The sequence below is a fragment of the Trinickia symbiotica genome, assembly GCF_002934455.1.
Classification (GTDB): Bacteria; Pseudomonadota; Gammaproteobacteria; order Burkholderiales; family Burkholderiaceae; genus Trinickia; species Trinickia symbiotica.
This window is the reverse complement of record NZ_PTIR01000004.1, coordinates 146204-166513: the sequence shown is the minus strand read 5'-3', so window position 1 is coordinate 166513 and position 20310 is coordinate 146204. Positions and strand designations below refer to the sequence as shown.

Below are 20310 nucleotides of genomic sequence, written 5' to 3'. Positions count from 1 at the left end.
TCCGCCAGCCCGGCCGGCCGTCGTCGGCTGGCGCGTGCGCCGTCTTGCGGTTGTGCCTGTCACAAAGGTTGTAGTAGTGTCGTGCCGTCAAAAAAGAGATCGAACCGCTGGGCAGTCATCGATCCGCACCCAACGAATCACTATTTACTCCGTCATGCTCTTACTCCGCACTTCGGTCCGCCCAGACTTTTCGCGTGCCGCGCACCTCGCACGCTGTTTGCCCGCATGCCATCACGTGGCCGCAGCCGGGGCGGCCCCGGTGACCCGAAGGACGTTCCATTGTGGACGGGAGGCTCGCTGATGGACTTCAGTTTCGATCCGAACCGCACGGCGAACGCGTCGGCCTGGCGGCTGTTGCCCAACCGCTGGGACTTCGTCGCGTTTCCCCTCATCATCTGCCTGATCGCGATGACGGCCATCGGCTTTCACCAGACGATGGCGCCGATCTCGACGCTCAAGACGCAGGTGATCTCGCTCGACCCGGCCAATCTGCCCGAGTACGCGCTGCGCACGACGCTGCGCATGCTTGCCGCGATGGTGGCCTCGCTCGTCTTCACGCTCGTGTACGGCACGCTCGCCGCGAAGAGCCGGCGCGCGGGCATGGTGTTGATCCCGATCCTCGACATTCTTCAATCAGTGCCGGTGCTCGGATACATCTCGTTCACCGTGACGTTTTTCCTCGCGCTTTTTCCGAAGCAGGTGCTCGGCGCCGAGCTCGCGGCCGTCTTCGCGATCTTCACGAGTCAGGCCTGGAACATGACGTTCAGCTTCTACCAGTCGCTGCGCACGGTGCCGCGCGATCTCGACGAGGTCTCGCGCGGCTTTCACCTGACCGCCTGGCAGCGCTTCTGGAAGCTCGAAGTCCCGTTCTCGATGCCGGGCCTCATCTGGAACATGATGATGTCGATGTCGGGCGGCTGGTTCTTCGTCGTCGCATCGGAGGCCATCACGGTCGGCAACAACACCATCACGCTGCCCGGCATCGGCGCATACCTTTCGCAGGCGATCACGGAGCGCAACCTGGGCGCCATCGGCTGGGTCATTGTCGCGATGTCGGTCGTGATTCTGGCCTACGATCAGCTCATGTTCCGGCCGCTCGTCGCGTGGGCCGACAAGTTCAGGATGGAAACGACGAGCTCGGGCGATGCGCCGGAATCGTGGCTGCTCGACCTCGTGCGCCGGACGCGGCTCATTCATCAGCTGCTCGTGCCGGCCGGGTGGGTCTTCTCAAAGCTCGCGCGTGTGCCGCTGCGCGTTTCGCTTCCGCAAGGCCTGCGGCTCGGTCAGCCCGCCGTGGCGAAGCGCGCGTCGTCGCTGGCGGGCGATGTCGTTTGGGCCCTGGTCCTGATCGCGGCAACGATCTACGTGGTCTGGCGCGTCGTGGCCTACGTCAGCACGGGCGTGACGGGCTCGGAAGTCGGGCATGTCTTTCTGCTCGGCGTCTTCACGTTGCTGCGCGTCGCCGTGCTGATCGTGATTTCATCGCTGATCTGGGTTCCGCTCGGCGTGCTGATCGGCCTGCGGCCCGCCGTCGCCGAAAAAGTTCAGCCGCTCGCGCAGTTCCTCGCCGCGTTCCCCGCCAATCTGCTGTTTCCGGTGTTTGTGATCGTGATCGTCCGCTTTCATCTGAATCCGGACATCTGGCTCTCGCCGCTCATCGTGCTCGGAACGCAGTGGTATATCCTCTTCAACGTGGTCGCGGGCGCGACGGCCTATCCGAACGACTACCGCGAGGCCGCCACGAACTTTCGCATTCGCGGCTGGCAATGGTGGCGCCAATGCATGCTGCCGGGCATCTTTCCCTACTATGTGACCGGCGCGCTCACGGCTTCGGGCGGCGCCTGGAACGCGAGCATCGTCTCGGAGGCGGTCCAGTGGGGCGATACGCACGTCACCGCGCATGGGCTCGGCGCCTATATCGCCGAAACCACCGCTGCGGGAGACTTTCCGAAGATCATCCTCGGAATCGCCGTAATGTCGCTGTTCGTCACGTTGTTCAACCGAAGCGTGTGGCGGCCGCTTTATGCTTACGCGGAATCGAAGCTCCGGCTCGACTGATGCGAAAAACACCCGATAGGTCCATTCGAGAGTGAAGCGCAATGCAAAATCCCAAAGCTGAACTGAGCCCGGCGTCGTCCGCCTCTCCCGCATCGGTCGGCGCCGGTGCCGCGCCTCGTCTCGGCGAGGAAGTGCTCAACGTGCGCGGTGTGCGCCGCGGCTTTTCAAAAGCGCAAGGCGAGCTGCTCGTGCTCGACGACGTCAACCTCTCGCTGCGCGAAGGGGAGATCGTCGGCTTGCTCGGACGCTCGGGCTCGGGCAAGTCCACGCTTTTGCGCATCATCGCCGGGCTGATCAAGCCGACGGACGGCCAGGTCGACTACCTCGGCAAGCCGCTTTCGGGTCCGGCCGAAGGCGTCGCGATGGTGTTCCAGACGTTCGCGCTCTTTCCCTGGCTGACGGTGCTGCAGAACGTCGAGGCGGGACTCGAGGCGCAAGGCGTCGGGGCGCGCGAGCGGCGCGAACGCGCGCTGGCCGCGATCGACCTGATCGGCCTCGACGGCTTCGAGAACGCCTATCCGCGCGAAATGTCGGGCGGCATGCGCCAGCGCGTCGGCTTTGCGCGCGCGCTCGTCGTCGATCCGACGCTGCTGCTGATGGACGAGCCGTTCTCTGCGCTCGACGTGCTCACCGCCGAAACGCTGCGGACCGACCTGCTCGATCTCTGGACACAGCGACGCATGCCGATCAAGTCGGTGCTGATCGTCACGCACAACATCGAGGAAGCGGTGTTCATGTGCGACCGGATTCTCGTGCTTTCATCGAACCCCGGGCGCGTGATCGCCGAGATCAAGGTGCCGTTCGCGCATCCGCGCAACCGGCTCGACCCGGCCTTCAAGCGTCTCGTCGACGACATCTACGCGAAAATGACGGCGCGGCGCACCGACGAGGCGACGAAAAAGGGGCTCGAGCTCGGCAGCTGGCTGCCGAGCGTCTCCACGAACCTTATGGCCGGTCTCATCGAGACGCTGGCCGCGCCGCCCTATCATGGCCGCGCCGACATGCCGGAAATCGCCCGCTCGCTGCATCTCGAGGTCGACGACCTCTTTCCGATCGCCGAAGTGCTGCAGCATCTCGGGTTCACCGACGTGCGCGAGGGCGACATTTTCCTGACGCCGCCGGCGCGCGTGTTCGCCGAGTTCGGCACTCAGGAGCGCAAGATGATGTTCGCCGAGCATTTGCTGCGGCACGTGCCGCTTGCCGCGCGGATCAAGAAAGTGCTGAACGAGCGCCCCGGCCATCGCGCGCCGCGCGTGCGCTTCGAGCAGGAGCTCGAGGACTTCCTATCCGACAGCGCGGCCGAGGAAACGCTCGACGCCGTCATCAACTGGGGCCGCTACGGCGAAATCTTCTCGTATAACGACCAGACCGAGATCTTCAGTCTCGAGGACGTCGAGTCGTAACGCGGAGGGCGGTGCACGGTGCCTGAGCGGGCTCAGCCTTCGCCCGCGGGCGGGTTGTCGTCCTCGTCCTCGTAGGCGCCGAGCCGGTTATAGAGCGTTTTCAGGCTGACTCCGAGCGCCTTCGCCGCGCGCCGCTTGTCGCCGCCGCAGTACTTGAGCGTGCCGAGGATGATCTGCCGCTGAGCCTCGGCGAGCGGCGTGCCGACCCAGATGCTCATCGCATCGCCTTGCGTGACGGCCTTCTTCGAGCGGGCGGCCAGACGCGGATGCTCGATCTCGACCGTCTTCTCGGCAAGGATGAACGCCCGATAGACGCTGTTCTTCAGCTCTCGAACATTGCCGGGCCACGAGTACGTGCGCAGCGTCTCGCGCGCACGCTTGCTGAACGACTTGTTCGTGTTTTCCTGCGCGTTGAGCTCGGCAAGGAAGTGCTGGGCGAGCAGCTCGCGGTCGCCCTCGCGCTCGCGCAGCGGCGGCACGCGCAGCGGAAAGACGGCGAGCCGGTACATCAGATCCTCGCGCAGCCCGTTCTCCTTGACCGCGACCATCGGATCCCGGTTGGTCGCGGCGATCACGCGGACGTCGCTGTGCAGGAGCTCGGTGCCGCCCACGCGATAGAACGTGCCGGTTTCCAGCGCACGCAGCAGCTTCACCTGCCGCACGGGCATCATTTCGGTGATTTCGTCGAGAAAGAGCGTGCCGCCGTTGGCATTTTCGAAATAGCCGGCGCGGCCCTGCACGGCGCCGGTGAAACTGCCGCGCTCGTGGCCGAAGAGCTCCGCCTCGATGAGGTTGTCGGGAATCGCGCCGCAATTGACGGCGATGAAGGGGCCGTCGCGCCGCGCGCCCCGATCGTGGACCGTGCGGGCGATCAGCTCCTTGCCCGTGCCCGATTCGCCGACGATCAGCACGGTTGCATCGGTCGCGGCGACGCGCTCGATCTGCTCGTACAGTTCGAGCATTGCGGGCGACGAGCCGTAAAGCATCCCATACGATTCGAGCCCGGCCGAATCGCGCGCGAGAGCTTTGTCGAGTCGCCGCGCGGCATCGCTCATGTCGGCTGCCGCGGGTGTGTCCAAGTCGCTTGACGACGCCATGTATCGCAATCTTCCGCGAGCGGCGGCCACGGCGGTTGAGCCGTTGTCGCCGCTCCGAAAAGGGTGGTTGCAAACCCCTATTTAACCACGCATGACGGGTCCGACGCCCGCCAGTCGTCATGGCGGATATGGCATGAATCGTGCGGCACGTTCGGGTTCCGCACGGAACTCGCGGACGCGGAATCGATCGGAATGAGAGTCGGCAGCCGGACGCCGGTGCTGGCGGCTTGGCCGTATCTTTCATACACTTCGGGCAAATTACGAAGGGGGTCAGATGGCTCGTCCCAAAATCGGCATCTTCGGCGCGCTCGTCGCGGTGGGGGGCGTGATCGCGTGGCGCTGGTCACAAAAGCACCGCGCGTCGCAAGCGCGGCTCGCCAGCGAATTGAACCGTTGGGAAGGCGAGGGCGGCGCAGTGGCGTCCGTGACGCAAGCGGCACCGTCAACACCCGCGTCGGCGTCGGCGCCAACGGGCGGCCCGATCCCGGACGGGGCCGCCCGGGTGGGCGGTACGCGCGACGCCTGGGTTTTCCCGCACAGCTGAGAAATGGGCGTCGCTCGTCGATGCTCTGGCTCCTCCAGGGCGGCGAGCGGAGGCAAAATATCGATCTGCTTCGAGCGCCGGCACATCTCGCCGGCGTGTCGATCTTCTTGACCCTTTTATACGCGATCCAACCCGATGCCACATGTGCTGATTGTCGACGACGACCCGGACACGCGCGAAGCGCTCGTGTCGATCATCGCGGAGGATGGCCTCACCACGGCCACCGCCGGCGACTTGCGCGAGGCCCGCATTCAACTCGTGCGGCAAACGCCGGACGTCGTCTTCACCGATTTGCAGTTGCCGGACGGCAGCGGGGTCGACTTGTTCGAAGACCTCGATCCGCGCTCGGGCGTCGAGATCGTCGTCATCACCGGCCACGCGACGGTCGAATCGGCCGTCTCCGCGCTCAAGATGGGTGCGTCCGACTACCTCGTCAAGCCGATCAACATGCAGCGCGTGCGGGCCGTGCTCGATCGTTTGCCGCGCGCGGGCGATTTGAAGGCGCAAATCGGCACGCTGCGCGGCGAGCTGCGGCGCATGGGCCGCTTCGGGCTCATGCTCGGCAGCTCGCCGGCGATGCAGTCGGTTTACGATCAAGTGAGCCGCGTCGCGCCGACCGCGGCGTCGGTGCTGCTCGTCGGAGAGTCCGGGACGGGCAAGGAGGTGGCCGCGCAGACGATTCACGAGTTGAGCCTGCGCCGCAAGCACGCGTTTCTCGCCGTCAACTGCGGCGCCATCTCGCCGAATCTGATCGAATCGGAGATGTTCGGACACGAGCGCGGCTCCTTCACGGGCGCGGACCGTCAGCACAAGGGCTATTTCGAGCGCGCGAACGGCGGGACGATCTTTCTCGACGAAATCACCGAAATGCCGGCCGAATTGCAGGTCAAGTTCCTGCGCGTGCTCGAGACGGGCATGTTCATGCGCGTCGGCACGACGAAGGAAATCGAGACCGACGTGCGTGTCATCGCCGCAACGAACCGCGATCCCGAACAGGCCGTGCTCGAGGGCAAGCTCAGGCTCGACCTCTACCATCGGCTCAACGTCTTTCCCATCAGCCTGCCACCGCTGCGCGAGCGCGGCAACGACGTCTGGTTGCTCGCCGAGGCGTTTCTCGCCGAGCTCAACGAGCGTCACGGCACGAGCAAGCAATTTCCGCCCGCGACGAAGGAAATGCTGCTGTCGTACCCCTGGCCCGGCAACGTGCGCGAGCTCAAGAACTACGTGCAGCGCGCCTACATCATGGCGGGCGCCGACTCGAACACGACGGCTGCCGTACCGCTGCAGATCTCGCTATCCAAGCCGTCGACCGGGACTGCGGTGACGATTCCGTTCGGCACCTCGCTCGCCGCCGCGGACCGGCAATTGATCCTCGCGACGCTAGAGCAATGCGGTGGCGTCAAAACGCGCGCCGCCGAAATCCTCGGCATCAGCTTGAAGACGCTCTACAACCGGCTCGTCGAATACAGCGACGAGGCTGGCAAGCCACAGGCCGGCGAAGGCGATGCGGCCGGCGAGCCCGGGGAAGCCGGCGAGCCGGCGGCCGGCAAATGAACGGCTCGCACGCTCGCGGCGCTGCCCGTACCGTCTGCTGAGTAGCCCAGCACTAGGCAAACCGATTGCTCGCATCGTCAACGTAACGAACGGCGGAGTTGGCGCCGGGCGCGACGAGTGCGCCGACGGTGAGCGTCGGCCGCGCGACCCGCGACACGCCAAGGGGAATGTTCACGATGTCAGCATCCACGAGCGAGCCGTTGCGCGCGCATACGCCCGAGCCCGACCCACCCGGGCCTCCACCGACGAAGGAACCGCCGGGGCCGCATCCCGAGCCCGAGCGTGAGCCCCCGGGGCCGCCGCATCCACCGATCGGCGATCCGCCGCCCAATCCTCCAGACATTCCGCAGTGAAGGCGGCAAATCCGGGGATGGGCCTCTGTATGAGTTACAAATCTGACGCACTTGTTACCGAGCGAAACCGATTTCCGCGTTCTAGACTTCTAGTTCGATGCACCCAATTCGGGCCCGCCTTCTCGAAGGAGGCATTCGATGAGACATCCAGCGTTGCGGCGCTCTCCGCGCCACGCATCCAAGCGTGCGGCAAAGCAGGCGGACACGACGGCCGCGTCGCCTTCGCAGCCGCCGCACGATCCTTCCGCGCAAAATCGCGTCGCGCCCAATGCGCCGCCCGACGGGACCTATAACCAAGGCGGCGCACGCCCTGAAGGGCTCGATTATCAGCGCGATTTAGGCGCCGAGCAGGACGCCTGAGCGCGCCGGAAGCTTGTTGCACGTTCGCCCGGCGCTCGCCCGTCGGCGCGCGCTGGCTTTTTCCGCTCGCCGGTCGGAGAGCGGGGCGTCGCCGCATTGCGGTTGCGGATCGGGGCATGCTGCTTGCACACGACCAACCGAGCGGCGATCGTCGTCGCCATGCGAGTCAGCAACCCGAGAGGTGAAGCCGCAATGAGTAGACTTATCGTCGTCTCCAACCGCGTCGCGCCGACGCAAGAAGGATCGCCCGCCGCCGGCGGGCTTGCCGTTGGTGTACTGGACGCATTGAAGGAGACCGGGGGGCTCTGGTTCGGATGGAGCGGCGAAATCGTGGGGCATGGCGGTGCGCCGTCGATCGACCAGCAGGGTACCGTCACCTATGCCACCGTCGGCCTGACGAGGCGCGACTACGATCAGTACTACCGAGGATTCTCGAACGCGACGCTCTGGCCCACGTTTCACTACCGCACGGATCTCTCGCGCTACGACAGACGGGAGTACGCGGGCTACGTGCGCGTCAATGCCATGCTGGCCAAGCAGCTCTCCACGCTCATCAAGCCTGACGACGTAATCTGGGTGCACGACTATCACCTGCTGCCTTTTGCTCGAGCGCTGCGCGATCTCAACGTGACGAACCCGATCGGGTTTTTCCTCCACACGCCGTTTCCGGTCGGCGAAGTGCTGCGCACGGTGCCGCCGCATGAAGAGCTCGTCAAGGCGATGTGCAGCTATGATGTCGTCGGGTTTCAAACTCACTCGGACCGGCAATCGTTCGTCGATTACATCGAGCGCGGCCACTTTGGCGTTTCGACCGAAGAGGGGGTGATGCAGGCGTTCGGCCGCGTGCTGAAAGTCGGCACCTATCCGATCGGCATCTATCCCGATGCGATCGCGAAAGCGGCCGAGCAGCTTTCCGATCGCAAGGCCGTCGCCGAACTGCGCGACGCGATGCGAGGCCGGCGCATCATCATGAGCGTCGACAGGCTCGATTATTCGAAGGGGCTCGTCGAGCGATTCCAGGCGTTCGAGCAACTGTTGACCGATGCGCCCGAGTGGCAGGGAAAAGTGTCGCTCGTTCAGATCGCGCCGCCGACCCGCTCGGACGTGCAGACCTATCAGCGCATTCGGCAAGCGCTCGAAGGCGAGGCGGGGCGCATCAACGGGCGTTTCGCTCAGCTCGATTGGACGCCGATCCAGTATCTGAACCGCAAGTACGAGCGCAATGTGTTGATGGCGCTCTTCAGGCTTTCGCAAGTCGGCTACGTGACGCCATTGCGCGATGGGATGAATCTCGTCGCGAAGGAGTATGTCGCGGCGCAGAATCCGGAAGACCCAGGCGTGCTCGTGTTGTCTCAGTTCGCGGGTGCCGCGGAGCAGATGCCGGGCGCGCTCGTCGTCAATCCTTTCGACCTCTCACAAATGGCGGCGGCGCTCGCCAGTGCATTGTCGATGCCGCTCAGCGAACGCAAGGCGCGCCATTCTGACATGATGGCGCGCTTGCGGGCGAGCGATCTGTCGACGTGGCGAGATGCCTTCCTCGATGACTTGCGTCATGTGGCCACTGCCGCATCGGTGACACGCAAGGCGGTGAAGCTGGCCGATTTCGCGGCCTGACATCGTTGCCGGCTCGCGGCCGGTTTTCCGAAGGCTTCCGAAGAAGGAGAAGGCTCCTTGGGCAGCGCCCCTTTTTGGGGGGGCGCATACCAAGGCGAGACGCTATCCCTGCTTGCGCAGTTGAGCGGGCGGAAGCTTCAACAGATTGCGGTACTTCGCCACCGTGCGGCGCGCGACGATCATGCCCTCCTGCGTGAGCAGACGAGCGAGCGTGACGTCGGACAGGGGATTGCGCGGATCCTCCTGCTCGATCATCTCCTTGATGAGCGCGCGGACCGCGGCGGCCGAACACCGGCCGCCCGTCTCGGTCGCGAGCTCGCGCGGGAAGAAGTGGCGGAACTCGAAGATGCCGCGCGGCGTGGCCATGTACTTGTTGCTCGAGGCCCGCGAGACCGTCGACTCGTGAAGCCCGAGCTCTTCGGCCAGCTTGCTGAGCACGAGCGGCTTCAGTGCGATTTCGCCGTACTCGAAAAACGCTTTCTGGTACGAGACGATGCATTGCGCCACGCGCTGGATCGTTGTAAAGCGCTGCTCGGCATTGCGCAGCAGCCAGCGCGCTTCCTGCAACTGTTGCGCGAGCGGCGTGCCGTTGCCGCCCGATTGGGCGAAAAGCTCCGCGTAGACGCGGTGAATGCGCGCGCGCGGGAGCACCGCGGGATTGATCGTCGCGACCCAACGGTTCTTCACCTTGCGCACGATGACGTCGGGAATCACGTAGTTGTCGTCGGTGCGTCCGTAGTATTCGCCCGGCTTCGGGTCGAGTCGGCGCACGAGGGCGCAGGCGGTGCGCAACGCTTCGGCCGAGCAGCCGATCTGCTTTTGCAACTCGGCGTGTTCGCGCCGCGCGAGCTTTTCGAGGTGATGCAGCACGATTTCGCGGGCGACGGCGCGGCCCGGCGTATCTTCCGGCAGCGCGTCGAGCTCCAGGCTCAGACACTCGGACAACGAACGTGCTCCGACACCGGGCCTGTCGAGCGTTTGCACGAGGCGCAGTGCGACGCGCAGCTCCTCTTCGGTCAATGGCGGGTCGGCTTCGAAAGCCTCGGCCAGATCCGCGAGCGAATCACGCAGATAGCCGTCGTCGTCCAATGCTTCGATCACGACTTGCGCCGCGGCACGGTCGCGCTCGTTGAGCGGGTAGAGCTGAAGTAAGTTGTGCAAATGCTCGTGCATCGTCGGCTGAGCGCGCGCCCATGCACCGGGATCCACGTCGTCGGCATCGCTGTTATGGCGCGAGGCCGCGCGCATCGACCAGTCCTGCGCGAATTCGCCGGCCGCCTCATCGACCGGCGCGGCGGCCGCCGTCTCGGCGCCCGCCAGCCCATCGAAGCCGTCGACTGCCTCGGTCGGCGCGGGCGTATCGCTGACGACGTGCGTTTCATCGGCGCCGTGACCGGGAAGCACGCCGTTCGTTGGCGGCTCCGTATCTTCGCTTTGCGGCTCGTCGTATTCGAGGAACGGATTGCTGTCGAGTGCCTGACGCAGTTCGCGCTGAAACTCCAGAGACGACAACTGCAGCAGCCGTACCGATTGTTGCAGGCGCGGGGTCAACGCGACGTGTTGTTTGCTGCGCAGTTCAAGAGTAGGCGGCATATCGATGTCCTCGCGAATGGGTGCTCCCACTCAAGCAACGGACATACCATGCAGCGCTTCATACGCTTACTGCGCCACGGGCGCTGGCAATGAGGCATTTGCTCAGCAGCTTTTACATCCGCCGTGCAAAAAACGCGCCGCGTTCGCTATGGAATCCCCCAGTTGCATTGAAAACGCGCTCCACTCTCATCACCGCGGCGGCCATTTTCGGCACGAGGCTTGCGGAAGAAAAGGAGGGTACGACGGTGCGCGCCAAGTTCGCGCGTGGATCGGCGGGCCCGACAGTCCTTTCAATCATTGAGCAGGAGTCACTGTGAAAGCGCTTCAGTCATTGAAAATCGCGTCCATCGTCGCCTCCGTCCTCTTTGCCGTCGGCGCGAGCGCGCAGACGACGAGCGGCGCATCGTCCCAACGGACGGATTCAGCCTCGAATGGAACGTCGGCCTCGTCGGAGTCGCTCGGCCAGCACATCAGTGACGGCGCGATTACGGCCAAGGCCAAGGCCGAACTCATCGGCGCGAAGGATGTCCACGCTTCGCGCGTCCACGTGAAGACGCGCCATGGCGTCGTCTGGCTGACGGGATCGGTGCCGCGCGCGGCCGACAAGCAACGCGCGCAGGAGATCGTGCGAGGCATCTCCGGCGTTCAATCGGTCCATAACCGCCTGAAAGTCATCGAAGCGGGATCCAGCGAATAAGCCAGCGGCGGTAATCGATTTGGCGGGCCAGCGCGCGCCTCGGGGCGTTGCCGCGATTGAGTGCGCGCGGGGGGCGCTCGTCGCTCAGGCCGCCGCGCGCCGCGGCTGCCTCAAGCGCATGAGGCTGACGCCCGATGCCAACGCGGAGAACGCGGCGGCGAGTTCGAGCGAGATCGTCGGACCGCCGGTCGGCGCAATGCCGAAGATCAGCGCGACGAGCGCCGCGCCGAGTGTTTGTCCGGTCAGACGGGCGGTGCCGAGCATGCCGCTCGCGCCGCCGCTGCGTTCGCGCGGCGCCGAAGACAGCATTTGCCGATTGTTGGGCGATTGGAACGTGCCGAACCCAACGCCGCATACCGCCATGCGCCATGCGATGTCGAAGGCGCTCGGATGCGGGCCGAGCGTCGCGAGCAGCACGAGGCCGATCGTGAGAACGACGAGCCCAATGCCGCCCAGTATCCCGGCAGAGAAGCGATCCGAAAGGGTGCCGGCGATAGGCGCGGCGAAGACGATCGCGCATGGCCACGGCGTGATCAGCAGACCGGTCTCGACTTGGCTCATCCCGAGCGTGTTCTGAAACAGGAACGGCAGCGAGACGAACGCCAGCATTTGCGCGGTGAACGAGCAGATCGAGGTCGCGACCGAGAGACCGAAAACCGGAATCTTCAGCAGATCGACAGGCAGCAGCGGCGCCTTTTGGCTCAGTTGGCGACGCACGAAGAAATATCCCACGACGACGATCGCGATGAACTGCGCGGCCGTCCAGCGATGCGCTTCGCCGTGGCCGAGACCGTCGATCGTCACGATGAGCAGGCCGAACACGAACGCGTTCATGACCGCGCTGATGTAGTCGTACGGAGTGTCGTGGCCGATGTTGCGCGGTAGCGCCTTCACGGAGACCGCGGCGGCGACGATGCCGATCGGGACGTTGATGGCGAAAAGCCATGGCCAGGAAGCGACCGAGAGGACGGCCGAAGCGACGGTCGGCCCGACCGCGGAGGACACGGCGACGACCATCGCGTTGATCGCGACCCCGCGCCCGAGCATATTGCGCGGGTAGATTGCGCGCACGAGCGCTGTATTGACGCTCATGATGCCGGCCGCACCGAAGCCTTGCACGACGCGTGTCGCGGCGAGCGCGGCGAGCGACGTCGATAGCGAGCAGCCCAGCGAGGCGATCGTAAAGACAATCACTCCCGCCGTGTAGACGCGTCGGTAGCCGATGCGATCCCCGAGCGACGCCAGCGGCAACAGCGAGATCGTGATCGACAGTTGGTAAGCGTTGACGACCCAGACGGATGCGGAAGCGCTCGCGCGCAGTTCGCGCGCGATGGTCGGCAGCGCAACGTTGGCGATGGCGCTATCGAGCACGGCGAGGGTGATGCCGAGCGCGATGACGACGATGGCCCAGTAGCGTTGGGGGAGGGGGAGGCCCTCTTCCGGTTCCATCGTCGGTGGGGCCGATGACGCTTGCGCAATACGTGTCACTTCAGCTCGTATAGGCCGGTGTAGGTCGCCGAGTCGATTTCGTTGAGGTGGATCATGAAGCGCGCGACCGCGTTCGTCGTGTCGGGCGTGATCGGCAGATGTTCCGCCTTCAGCGCGTGCACACGGAAGATATAGCGGTGCGGCTTGTCGCCGCGTGGCGGCGCGGCGCCGCCGAAGCCGGGCGTGCCGTAGTCGTTGCGGACCTGGATCGCGCCGGCTGGCAGGAGCGAGCCGTCGGCCTTGCCGGCGCCTTGTGGCAGCGAGCGCAATTGCGGGGAAAGGTTGACGACGACCCAATGCCAAAAGCCGCTGCCTGTCGGCGCGTCGGGATCGTAGACCGTGAGCGCGAGGCTCTGCGCGTCCTCGGGGGGCGCTTCCCATTGCAGCGCGGGCGATGCGTTGCCGCCGCTGCCATCCACGCCGAACAGCTTGTCGGCAAATTCCTGCGCTTTCGGCATGAAGCCGTTATTCGGGAAGTCGTCGGACCAGATTCTGAAATCAGCCATCGGAAGCCTCCTGAGGGAAACGATTCGATCTTGAGCGCGGCCGCGAGGCGGCGGGCGAGGCGAGTGTATCACCGCGGCGCTTCCCGCGCCGGCAGCCGATCGTCCGGCACCACCCGGCCGTTGCGGGGAAAGCGCAGAGAGAACGCCGTTCTCACGCCCGGCACGCTCGTCACCTCGCATTCCCCGCCGTGCTCGTCCATGATCGACTTGACGATCGCAAGTCCCAGGCCCGTGCCCGAGGCGGAATTCTGGCGCGCCGGATCGGGGCGGTAGAAGCGATCGAAGATGCGTGTCAGATGCTCGGCGGCGATGCCGGGCCCCGTATCGACTACGCGGATGACGGCAAAGTCGCTGCGGTTGGCGCATTCGATCGTTACGGTCGAGCCGGCCGGCGCATGCACGCACGCATTCGAGAGGAGATTGCCGATCGCGCGCTGCACGAGCAGTGGCTCGCCATCGAAGATGCACTGCCCTTCGACGCTGATCGCGATATCGCGATCTTCGGCGATCGATTCGTAATAACGGGCGACACGCAACGCTTCGCCCGCGCCGTCGACGCGCCGCAGCCGCGCCGTGCGTTGACGGGCGTCGATGCGAGCCAGGAACAGCATGTCGTCGACCATGCGCGAGAGGCGCTGCAATTCTTCGATGCTCGATTCGATGATCGCGCGATATTGCTCGTTCGATCGAGGCTGCACGAGCGCCACCTGCGCTTGCGCGAGCAGATTCGTGAGCGGCGTGCGGATATCGTGGGCAAGGTCGGCGGAAAACTGCGTGAGACGTGTGAACGATTCGCCGAGGCGAGCGAGCATTCGGTTGAACGCCAGGCTCAGTTCGCGCAGCTCTCCGGTCATGAATCGATCCGGCAGAGGATGCGCGAGCCGGCTCGTCGAAATCTCGTCGGCGCATGCCGCAAGCTCGGCGAGCGGCTGCAGCGCGAACGCCGCGATTCTGTGCGCCACCACTGCCGCGACGAGGGCGCCGCAGAACGTCGCCAAGGCGATGCAAATGGCGCAAAGGCGCAAGAACGCGCGCGTGCTGCGATAGCTGCCTTGGACGACGATGCGTGCGTCGCTTGAAACGTCGTCGTCGAGATGCGCGGTGGCGACGAGGTACCGCACCGCCCGACGCGGATCGTCGATCCAGGTGGGCGTCGCGCCGGCGCGTACTCGACCGATTTCGTCGGCGCCGCTGAAGCCGTCGCTTTTGACGACGACATTACCCTTACCGTCGAGTATCGCGAAATCGAGATTCTCGTGGTCATCGGGCGCGGCATGCGCGGTCACGCCGCCGCTTCGCAACTCGTCCCAATCACGGGCCGCGGTGACGTGCGCGGTCGTGCTGCGAACGCTTGCCTGCATCTCATGCGCCAGCGAGTGGGCCGTGGAAGTGACGAGCGCCCTGTAAAGCAAGGTCCCGCTTACCGCGAGGATGATCGAGGTGGACAGCGCGAACAGCACGGCGAGCCGCGCTCGCATCGTATTCGGCCACCGCCACCTCATTGCGACGGCGCGCGCTCGCGCTTCTCGAGGACATAGCCCATGCCGCGCACGGTGTGAATCAGCTTCGGCACGAAGGGATCGTCCACCTTCGCGCGGACTCGGCGAATGGCGGCGTCGACGATGTTCGTGTCGCTGCTGAAATTGATGTCCCATACCTGCGAGGCGATCAGCGAACGGGACAGAATCTCGCCCTCGCGCCGCATCAAGAGCCAGAGCAGGGAGAACTCCTTGGCGGTGAGCAGAATCGTATTGCCCTGGCGCCTCGCCTTGCGCCGAACGAGGTCGAGCTCGAGGTCGCCCACGCTGAGCACGGACTCTTCGCGCCCTTGGCCGCGGCGCAAAAGCGAACGTACTCGAGCGAGCAACTCGATGAAATCGAACGGTTTGGCCAGATAGTCATCGCCGCCCACCTCGAAGCCTTTCACGCGATCGTCGACGTCATCGCGTGCCGATAGGAACAGCACGGGCGTCCGATGCGTCTTGCGCAACTCCTGCACGATGCTCCAGCCGTCCTTGCCCGGCAACATGATGTCGAGAATCGCGAGGTCGTACTCCTCGGTTTGCAGCTGATGGAGCCCGGTGACGCCGTCAGCCACGCAATCGCATACGAATCCTGCCTCGGTCAGTCCCTGTCCCAGATACGTTCTTGTCTTCCCTTCATCCTCGACTATCAGGATTTTCATTTCGGTTTTCCCTCAATTCCTTCAATATCTTTTGGGGACAGTTGCTCGGAATAACGGTAACTGAATTAGAAGAAATCAGGGACATCGATTTATCTCAATAGTTCCGGGCGAATGTTGGAGAAGATTCCATGTGACGCAGGATCGAGGCGCCCGACGGGCCTGCCGCGGACAATTCAGAAAATTCGCGTTGAGCGTCGCGAGAAGATGTACATCTCGAATTGTGAAAGATGACGGGAATTTCATGCGAGAAACGTCATCTTCTCGTCATGTCGACGATCCACCCAATCGAGACAATTGCTCCCATCGACGTCGCAATCGCGATGTCCCTGATAAAGGAGTGAATATGAAAACCCGACTACTCGTTGCAGCGCTTCTCGCGGCGGCCGTGGCTGCACCCGCGCACGCCGAGAGCATGACGGGGAAAACGCGCGCTCAGGTCTACGAGGAGCTCATCGAAGCCCAACGCAACGGCCTGCGATACATCACGAACACATCGTACCCGGACGTATCGCGGATCTACGCTCCCCAAGCGGCCAAACGGGCCGACGAGACGCTCGTCGCCGATGCGAAGGGGCCGTCGCCGGCAGCGGGTGCCGAGGCGTCGGGTTCACCTGCGCGGGCCGTGCATGCGGCGCCAGCCTGCCAGGGTCCCGCCTTTTTCTGCGAACCGTTTTTCGGTTCATAGCAGCGCGCTTGGCAGCCCCGTCAGGGGGCCTGCCGCTCGCATTTCATCGCAAACGTAAGCCTCTTCGGTAAGGGATAAACATGGACTTTGCTGAACAAATGCTCTCGCGGAACAAGGCATGGGCGCACGAGACGGCCCGTCGCGACCCCGCGCTCTTCGGCCGCATGCGGCAAGGGCAGCGGCCCGCGATTCTCTGGATCGGCTGCTCCGACAGCCGGGTGCCCGCGGAGATTGTGACGGGCGCGGCGCCGGGCGACCTTTTCGTGCATCGCAACGTGGCAAATCTTTTTTTGCCTCACGACGACAATTCGATGAGCGTGCTCGAGTACGCCGTCCGCGTCCTCGAGGTCAGCGATATCGTCGTTTGCGGGCATTATGGCTGCGGCGGTATTCGAGCCGCGCTCGAAGGTACGACCGGTGGGATGCCGCACGTCGAGCGGCGGATCGTCGCGCTGCGTGAGCTCGTTCGGCGCGAGCGAGAGGTGCTCGCGGCGATTCCAAGCATCGAGGAACGGGCGAACTGGTTGGCCGAGCTGAATGCCGTCGAACAGGCGAGGACGCTCAACCAGATGCCGCTCGTGCGCGACGCGGTATCGCGGCCCCGCGTGCACGCCTGGATCTTCGATATCCGGAGCGGGCTGATCCGCAGGCTCGCATCGTCCGGCGATTCGTCGCTCGGGATCAATGCCCAAAGGCCGGCTGCCAATGATCATCGCGAGACGACGTCCGTGTGGACGATCTGATCGCTTTCACGGGTTCCTACGATGACGAATGCCAAGTTCATGGCGACGCTGCCGCGCGATTGCTGCGCGGGCGTCGCGGTATTTCTCGTTGCACTGCCTCTTTGCCTCGGTATTGCACAGGCATCGGGCGTCAACGCCATCGCCGGTCTTCTCGCAGGCGTGATCGGCGGCCTCTTTGTCGCACTTCTGAGCGGATCCCGCCTGAGTGTCAGCGGGCCGGCCGCCGGATTGATCGCGATCGTGGTCGAGGGCCTGGCCAATGTCGGCGGCTTTTCCGCCTTCTTGAGCGCTGTTTTCGTGGCCGGCGTGGCGCAATTCTGTTTCGGCGCGTTGGGATTGGGCCGTTTCGCATCTTGCATCCCGTCGACGGTGATCAAGGGTATGCTCGCAGCCATCGGCCTGTTGCTGATCGTCAAGCAGTTCCCCGTTGCGTTCGGCTGGTTCGACGCCGATGCAAATCCCATGGGCGGCGGCACCGATGCACGGCTGGATACCCCATTCGGCTCCGTGTCGCTCGTCGCCTGCGCACTGGCGCTTCTCTCGTTCGCCGTTCTCTGGGCATGGGACACGAAGTGGGTCCGCCGCAGCGCGTTGCTCCGCTCAGTCCCGGCGCCGCTCGTCGTCGTTGCGCTCGGCATCTTCGCCACGGTGGCAATCGATGCGTGGTCGCCGCAACTCGCGCTGCCCGCCGACCAGCGCGTGAATCTCGCGCCGATCGATTCCTTGGCGGCATTGGCGCAATGGCTCACATTGCCGGATTTCTCGGCATTGACGAGTGTCGAGGTATGGCGACTCGCGGGCACGCTCGCGATCGTCGCGAGCGTGGAGACGTTGCTGAGCCTCCAGGCCATCGAGCAGATGGATCCCATGCGGCGCTCGGCGTCGCTGGACCGCGAGCTGCGGGCGCAAGGCGTCGGCAACATGTTGGCGGGCATGCTCGGCGCACTGCCGATCACGGCGGTCATCGTCCGCAGCACGGCCAATCTGCATGCGGGCGCTCAAACCCGGGCGTCGGCATTCGTTCACGGCGTGCTGATTCTCGCCAGCCTGTTCGCATTGACTTCGGTTCTGAACTTGATTCCGCTCGCATGTCTCGCCGCGATCCTGATCGCGACGGGCGCCAAGCTGGCCAAGCCTTCGGTTTGGTTCGAGACGGCCAAGAGCGGCGTGGATCGATTCGTGCCGTTCATCGCCACCATCGCCGGCGTGATGGCCACCGACTTGCTGATCGGTGTCGCCATCGGGGTGGCCTGCAGTGCCGTCCTTGCGCTTCGGTCCACGCTCAAGCAGGCATTCGTCATCGAGACACGAGCGGGCGAGTTCGTCCTGCAGTTTCGCAAGGACCCTTCGTGCTTCATCAAGGCGGGCCTGAAGGACAGGCTCGGCGCGCTCCCGGACGGCTCGACGCTCGTGGTCGACGCTTCGCGTGCCGACACGCTCGATGCCGACATTCGCGAGTACATCGGCGAATTCGCGCGGCGCTCCGCCGAACGAGGAATCAAAGTGCGGTGGCGCGACGCGGCCGCACGCGCGCCGGCCGAGCTCGCGCGCAATGAGCATGGCGAATGGGGACGGCCGTCGCCGCGCGGCAACCGCGCCTTCGACCATCGGGTTCTCGAATAACTCAAATCTGGGCGGAACTGGCCGCGCACCGGCGGCCAGTTCGCTCGCCGCGGCGTTCATCGTCCCATATGTGGGCTCGTGGCGGAACGGTGTTTTTTCTCTTTGCCGAGGCGCGGCACCCTCAGAAGCTGTACGACGGACCCGGTTGAAGCGGATAAACTCTCGCCAACGCAACCGGAATGAGCCGCATAACATGCATCAAAGAAAAGCCCTCGAAATCGTGCTGGAACGCATTCTGTTCAAATCGCGCTGGCTGCTGGCGCCGTTTTATGTCGGCCTCGTGCTGTCCCTCGTGATGCTGCTCGTGGCATTCGTCGGCGACATCGCTCACGTCCTGCCGAATCTTCTTTCGGCGAGCCCGGAAGAAATCATTCTCGCCGTCTTGACGCTCATCGATCTTTCATTGGCGGGCAACCTCGTCGTGATCGTGATGTTCTCCGGCTACGAGAACTTCGTCTCCAAGATCGATACCGGAACGAGCGAGGATCGCCCCGATTGGATGGGCACACTCGATTTCTCGGGCCTCAAGATGAAGCTGATCGGCTCGATCGTCGCGATTTCGGCGATCTCGCTGCTGCGCGCGTTCATGAAACTGACGGAGCCCGGTGCCGTGATGGACGAAGCGCGCATCCGCTGGCTCGTGATCCTGCATGTGACGTTCGTGGTGTCTGGACTTCTTTTCGCCTTGATGGACTGGGTGGCCGTGCAGGCGGAGAAACACTGATAGCGCCATTCGGCGACGATAGAAGATCGCCTGCGAGTGCGGGCCGCGATGAAGCTGGCGTCGGTGGCGTTTCGGTTCAGTCTTGCTTTTCGATGGCGGATGACCGAAGCGCGGATCGAATGGCATCGACGATGAATGCCTGCCTTTGGCGCGACATTCGCTCGGTAGGCGCCGCGACGCTGATCGCTGCGATCGGATAGCCCCGACGATCGCACACCGCGACGCCCACGCCGAGCGCGCCCTTGGCCGCATGATTGCCTATCACGGACCAGCCACGCTCACGCGCTGCCTTGACGAGCAGACGCAACGTCTCGCTGTTGAGCCCGCCGTAGCTCGACAGGGCGTCGCCATGCTGGACGATGACGGCTTGCGCCTCGTCGTCGGGCAGTGCGGCGAGCAACGCAAGGCCCGCGGCGCCGACGCCGAGCGGCTGGCGCGTCCCGACGTCCACGGCGAGGATTTGCACCGGGTAGCTCCCGATCCGGCGCGCGATGCATGACGACATCCGTCCTTCGCGAACCACGGCGAATGCGGCGTCTCCGCTCTCGGCGCTGACGTGCTCGAGCACGGGCTCGAGCCGTTTTGCAATGATCGATTGCGTGAGGACATTGTCGGCGCGCCACCGGCGTACGGCTTCTCCCGCCACATATCGATAGCGGCCGCTGATTTCGACGTAGTCCGCCTCGACGAGCGTTTCCAGGATGCGATAAACCGTTGCCCGTTCCAATTGGCAGCGGCGCCCTATCTCGGCCACGCGCAGGCCCGCGCTACCGGCTTCGATGATGGCGGCGAGTACGTCGAGGCCGCGACGGAGCGCGCGCAAGCCCCCGCTTTTGTTGTCGTCCAAAACGCCCGTCAGGCGAACGGTTGAATCGGCAGCGGTCGATTGCATGAAAGAAGTCGTCGTGAAATGGCGGCCCACCTTTGCAGATGCCGAATGGAGTCACAAGCAGGGAAAACACTAGTCGGCGAATCGGATGTCATGCCCCCAAAACGTCCGCTTGACGGACGATTCGATTTCCCGTCACCGAAGTGCGCCTGGAGAATTGCCGCTGTCGAAGGCGACGGCCGACCAGAGGAACG

Annotated in this window: 20 protein-coding genes; 12 read left to right on the top strand and 8 right to left on the bottom strand. The window is 64.5% G+C overall.

Going from position 1 to position 20310, the window contains the following annotated elements; all coding sequences use genetic code 11:
- Positions 1-300: 300 nt before the first annotated feature.
- Positions 301-2058 carry an ABC transporter permease gene (locus B0G57_RS08560; protein ID WP_018443059.1) on the top strand — a complete coding sequence of 586 codons (1758 nt, stop codon included), beginning with the start codon at positions 301-303 and terminating at the stop codon, positions 2056-2058.
- Between the two features lie 41 nt (positions 2059-2099).
- Positions 2100-3461 carry an ABC transporter ATP-binding protein gene (locus tag B0G57_RS08555; RefSeq protein ID WP_018443058.1) on the top strand — a complete coding sequence of 454 codons (1362 nt, stop codon included), beginning with the start codon at positions 2100-2102 and terminating at the stop codon, positions 3459-3461.
- A gap of 32 nt (positions 3462-3493) precedes the next feature.
- Here the strand turns inward: B0G57_RS08555 and B0G57_RS08550 are convergent, their stop codons facing one another.
- Complete coding sequence (locus B0G57_RS08550) at positions 3494-4558, bottom strand: sigma-54 interaction domain-containing protein (RefSeq protein ID WP_018443057.1); 1065 nt, start codon at positions 4556-4558, stop codon at positions 3494-3496.
- Positions 4559-4832: 274 nt separating this feature from the next.
- Between B0G57_RS08550 and B0G57_RS08545 the strand changes: the two genes are divergently transcribed.
- Together B0G57_RS08545 and B0G57_RS08540 are read left to right on the top strand one after the other, a co-directional pair.
- Entirely contained in the window at positions 4833-5102 is a 270-nt protein-coding gene (locus B0G57_RS08545; RefSeq protein ID WP_018443056.1) for a hypothetical protein, read from the top strand.
- Between the two features lie 135 nt (positions 5103-5237).
- A complete protein-coding gene (locus B0G57_RS08540) occupies positions 5238-6656 on the top strand; it encodes a sigma-54-dependent transcriptional regulator (protein WP_018443055.1) in 1419 nt (472 codons plus the stop codon).
- 52 nt (positions 6657-6708) lie between these two features.
- Here B0G57_RS08540 and B0G57_RS32110 read toward each other — a convergent pair whose 3' ends face one another.
- Positions 6709-6831 carry a hypothetical protein gene (locus tag B0G57_RS32110; RefSeq protein WP_262984467.1) on the bottom strand — a complete coding sequence of 41 codons (123 nt, stop codon included), beginning with the start codon at positions 6829-6831 and terminating at the stop codon, positions 6709-6711.
- 1 nt (position 6832) lies between these two features.
- Between B0G57_RS32110 and B0G57_RS08535 the strand changes: the two genes are divergently transcribed.
- From B0G57_RS08535 to otsA, 3 genes are all read left to right on the top strand, one after another.
- A complete protein-coding gene (locus B0G57_RS08535) occupies positions 6833-7009 on the top strand; it encodes a hypothetical protein (protein WP_189595333.1) in 177 nt (58 codons plus the stop codon).
- 138 nt (positions 7010-7147) lie between these two features.
- Positions 7148-7369: a hypothetical protein gene (locus B0G57_RS08530; RefSeq protein ID WP_026230108.1), complete on the top strand. Its 222-nt coding sequence runs from the start codon at positions 7148-7150 to the stop codon at positions 7367-7369.
- 192 nt (positions 7370-7561) lie between these two features.
- Complete coding sequence (gene otsA / locus B0G57_RS08525) at positions 7562-8983, top strand: alpha,alpha-trehalose-phosphate synthase (UDP-forming) (RefSeq protein WP_026230107.1); 1422 nt, start codon at positions 7562-7564, stop codon at positions 8981-8983.
- A 102-nt stretch (positions 8984-9085) separates the two neighbouring features.
- On the opposite strand, the gene B0G57_RS08520 is transcribed toward otsA, so the two are convergent.
- Positions 9086-10576: an RNA polymerase factor sigma-54 gene (locus B0G57_RS08520; RefSeq protein WP_018443051.1), complete on the bottom strand. Its 1491-nt coding sequence runs from the start codon at positions 10574-10576 to the stop codon at positions 9086-9088.
- A 313-nt stretch (positions 10577-10889) separates the two neighbouring features.
- Here B0G57_RS08520 and B0G57_RS08515 point away from each other — a divergent pair, with 313 nt between their 5' ends.
- A complete protein-coding gene (locus B0G57_RS08515; protein WP_018443049.1) occupies positions 10890-11273 on the top strand; it encodes a BON domain-containing protein in 384 nt (127 codons plus the stop codon).
- 84 nt (positions 11274-11357) lie between these two features.
- Here B0G57_RS08515 and B0G57_RS08510 read toward each other — a convergent pair whose 3' ends face one another.
- The 4 genes from B0G57_RS08510 to B0G57_RS08495 form a co-directional block, all read right to left on the bottom strand.
- The gene (locus tag B0G57_RS08510; protein ID WP_018443048.1) at positions 11358-12722 is read right to left on the bottom strand and encodes an MFS transporter; all 1365 of its coding nucleotides are present in this window, start codon (positions 12720-12722) and stop codon (positions 11358-11360) included.
- Between the two features lie 35 nt (positions 12723-12757).
- A complete protein-coding gene (locus tag B0G57_RS08505; RefSeq protein ID WP_018443047.1) occupies positions 12758-13267 on the bottom strand; it encodes a YbhB/YbcL family Raf kinase inhibitor-like protein in 510 nt (169 codons plus the stop codon).
- Between the two features lie 68 nt (positions 13268-13335).
- The gene (locus tag B0G57_RS08500) at positions 13336-14769 is read right to left on the bottom strand and encodes a heavy metal sensor histidine kinase (RefSeq protein WP_018443046.1); all 1434 of its coding nucleotides are present in this window, start codon (positions 14767-14769) and stop codon (positions 13336-13338) included.
- Entirely contained in the window at positions 14766-15452 is a 687-nt protein-coding gene (locus tag B0G57_RS08495; protein WP_018443045.1) for a heavy metal response regulator transcription factor, read from the bottom strand. Before B0G57_RS08495 ends, B0G57_RS08500 begins: the two co-directional genes overlap by 4 nt.
- Before the next feature lie 343 nt (positions 15453-15795).
- On the opposite strand from B0G57_RS08495, the gene B0G57_RS08490 reads away from it, so the two are divergent.
- From B0G57_RS08490 to B0G57_RS08475, 4 genes are all read left to right on the top strand, one after another.
- Positions 15796-16137 (top strand): DUF4148 domain-containing protein, encoded by a 342-nt coding sequence (locus tag B0G57_RS08490; RefSeq protein WP_020566470.1) that lies wholly within the window; start codon positions 15796-15798, stop codon positions 16135-16137.
- Positions 16138-16217: 80 nt separating this feature from the next.
- Positions 16218-16880, top strand: a complete 663-nt coding sequence (locus tag B0G57_RS08485) for a carbonic anhydrase (RefSeq protein ID WP_018443042.1) — start codon at positions 16218-16220, stop codon at positions 16878-16880.
- 21 nt (positions 16881-16901) lie between these two features.
- Positions 16902-18503, top strand: a complete 1602-nt coding sequence (locus B0G57_RS08480) for a SulP family inorganic anion transporter (RefSeq protein WP_018443041.1) — start codon at positions 16902-16904, stop codon at positions 18501-18503.
- 193 nt (positions 18504-18696) lie between these two features.
- A complete protein-coding gene (locus B0G57_RS08475) occupies positions 18697-19227 on the top strand; it encodes a TIGR00645 family protein (RefSeq protein WP_018443040.1) in 531 nt (176 codons plus the stop codon).
- Positions 19228-19303: 76 nt separating this feature from the next.
- Here B0G57_RS08475 and B0G57_RS08470 read toward each other — a convergent pair whose 3' ends face one another.
- Positions 19304-20119, bottom strand: a complete 816-nt coding sequence (locus B0G57_RS08470) for an IclR family transcriptional regulator (protein ID WP_018443039.1) — start codon at positions 20117-20119, stop codon at positions 19304-19306.
- Positions 20120-20310 lie beyond the last annotated feature (191 nt).